A 2,139-nucleotide genomic window follows, 5' to 3' on the forward strand; every position below is an offset into this window, starting at 1 on the left:
GCAGCGCTGGCCATGGCCGGGGCGGCACTGGCTCCAGTGGCATCGGCCGGTACCGGCACGGCGGCAGGTCCGGCACCAGTTTCGGCACCCGGCACTGCCATCGCCCCCAGCGCATCGGCCGCAGGGGCGGCGCCCGCCGGCGGCGGCATCAGCATCACCATCCACGCAGCCCCAGGCATGGACGCCCAGGCCGTGGCCCGCGTCGTAGCGGCCGAGCTGGACAAGCGCGAGCGCCAAAAGTCCAGCCGCGCCCACAGCGGCATGTACGACCGCAGCTAACAAATAGAGGCAGCACCGCAATGCAAGGCTCCATGCTCATGGCCCTTGGGCAATTCATCTTCTCGCTGGACACCCTGGCGTTCCAGGAACTCAAGCGCAGCAACAGCTGGCGCCACCCCAGCACCAGCCGTGTGGGCGCCCGCCCTGCCCGCCAGTTTGTGGGCGTGGGCGATGAAACCTTCTCGCTCAACGGCTGGATTGCCCCCGGCCAGATCGGCGAATACACCAGCTTGGCCGAGCTGCGCGCCATGGGCGACAGCGGCCAGGCCTTCGCCCTGGTCAGTGGCAACGGGGAAGTGTTTGGCCAGTACGCGATCGAGCGGCTGGAAGAAACCGGCACCCTGCACGACCGCTGGGGCAACCCGACGCGGGTCAGCTTTGACATCCAGCTGGTGCGCACCGACGACGACGCCGGCGGCCAGCAAGTCCACGTCAACGAAAAGGGCCAGTTTGTAGCCCCCGGGGAAGAGTGAGCCCATGGACACCGCGCGCACCCACCCGGCCCCCACCTACGCCCTGAAGGTGGCCGGCCAGGACATCGCCCCAAAGATCGCCCCGCGCCTGGTCAGCCTGACCCTGACCGAAGGCCGCGAGAACACCGCCGACCAGCTGGACATCGAGCTGAGCGACCATGACGGACGCCTGGAGCTGCCCCGCAAAGAAGCCGAGATTGAGCTGCACATCGGCTGGGTGGGCCAGCCGCTGATCGACAAAGGCCTGTTCGTGGTGGACGAGGTGGAACACACTGGTGCCCCGGACAAAGTCACCATCCGAGCCCGGGCGGCCGACCTGGGCGGCCAGATCCGCACCCGGGCCGAGAAAAGCTGGCGCACCACCACCCTGGGCACCATCATTGCCGACCTGGCCCGGCGCAGCCAGCTGACCCACAAGGTGGACGAGCGCCTGGCCCAGATCGCCATCGACCACCTGACCCAGACCAACGAAAGCGACATGCACCTGCTGACCCGGCTGGCCCGCAAGCACGACGCCGTGGCCACGGTCAAGAAAAAGCACCTACTGTTCATGCCCATCGACGGCACCCGCAACAGCAAGGGCCAAAGCCTGCTGGCCATCCACATCACCCGCCAGGACGGCGACCAGCACCGCTGGAGCAGCAGCACCCGCGATGCGTTCGATGGTGTGAAAGCCTATTGGTCCGACAGCGTGAACGGCAAGCGCAGCGGCGTGGTGGCCGGCAAGAAAACCGGCAACGTCAAAACGCTGAAAGAAACCTATGCCAGCGAGCAGGACGCCCTGTCCGCCGCACGGGCCGAGCGCCAGCGCCTGGAGCGCGGCCTGGCCACGTTTGAGCTGACGCTGGCCGTGGGCCGCCCAGAGGTCGCGCCCCAGTCACCCGTGACCGTAAGCGGCTGGAAGGAAGAGATTGACGGCCAGGGCTGGCTGGTCAAAGAAGTAATGCACAGCCTGAACGACGGTAGTGGCTGGACCAGCAAGGTGCAGATGGAGATGGGAGCGAGCGAGGCGCCAATCGATTAACCCTCACAATAGGGAAAGACCAATTCAGCACCCAAAGCCCCGTGACTCGCCGCCTCGGGGCTTTTTCATTTGAAGTGACACGTAATGGACAAAGAAATCGAGATGGTGAATAGCTGGCATCCACAAAGCATCACCACATCGATCAACCAACCAACAAAGGAGGACTCACTTGGCAGAAAACGATGCTGACTTCGCGATGAAAGCACAGACGTTGCAGAAACCTGAGCAAAAGAGATGCAGATAGGGGCGTGTCCGAATTTTTGTGTAAACGGTTCGGACTTCAATTGACGGAGATGCGGTCTCCGAACTCAATGGTAAAGCGGGTCAGCGCAGCCTTCCAATCCCGGATGGGCATGGTCCACT

Annotated in this window: 2 protein-coding genes and 1 pseudogene; all 3 read left to right on the plus strand. The window is 64.4% G+C overall.

The features are described 5' to 3' along the window. Positions 1-279: pseudogene (locus SJH88_RS18955) on the plus strand (phage tail tape measure protein); the annotation flags it as partial. Between the two features lie 38 nt (positions 280-317). Continuing rightward, positions 318-752: a phage tail protein gene (locus tag SJH88_RS18960; RefSeq protein WP_274755368.1), complete on the plus strand. Its 435-nt coding sequence runs from the start codon at positions 318-320 to the stop codon at positions 750-752. 4 nt (positions 753-756) lie between these two features. Continuing rightward, positions 757-1,776 (plus strand): contractile injection system protein, VgrG/Pvc8 family, encoded by a 1,020-nt coding sequence (locus SJH88_RS18965; RefSeq protein ID WP_274755369.1) that lies wholly within the window; start codon positions 757-759, stop codon positions 1,774-1,776. The last annotated feature ends 363 nt before the right edge of the window (positions 1,777-2,139 follow it).

The sequence above is a fragment of the Comamonas sp. GCA5 genome (assembly GCF_036541385.1).
Taxonomy (GTDB): Bacteria; Pseudomonadota; Gammaproteobacteria; order Burkholderiales; family Burkholderiaceae_C; genus Comamonas; species Comamonas aquatica.